Source organism: Enterococcus sp. C57 (assembly GCF_040887305.1).
In the GTDB taxonomy this organism is placed as follows: Bacteria; Bacillota; Bacilli; order Lactobacillales; family Enterococcaceae; genus Enterococcus_B; species Enterococcus_B hirae.
This window is the reverse complement of sequence record NZ_JBFOFP010000034.1, coordinates 1-311: the sequence shown is the minus strand read 5'-3', so window position 1 is coordinate 311 and position 311 is coordinate 1. Positions and strand designations below refer to the sequence as shown.

The window sequence follows — 311 nt, the reverse complement described above, 5'->3', positions numbered from 1 at the left end:
AATCGGTTATGTTGGATTTTTTGAATTACTAAATGGGTTTAAAAAAACTGTTTATTGGACAAAGCAAGAAGTGGAAGCTCATCGTATTAAACATGCCAAAGGGTTTGATAAAACAAAGCTAACTGGAGCGTGGAAAGAGAATTATGATGCGATGGCGATAAAAACCGTCTTACGTAACATGTTAGCTAAATGGGGGATTTTATCTGTAGAAATGCAAAATGCGGTTACTTCTGATGAAAGAGTTTTTCGATTTGATGAAAATAACGATCTTGTAGAAGAAGTGACTTTAAATGATGCAGAACCAATCGAAC

At 34.7% G+C, this 311-nt stretch carries 1 protein-coding gene; it reads left to right on the top strand.

Going from position 1 to position 311, the window contains the following annotated elements; genetic code table 11:
- Positions 1–311 (top strand): recombinase RecT (locus AB5M32_RS13695; RefSeq protein WP_368024535.1); only part of this gene is annotated, 311 nt, incomplete at both ends.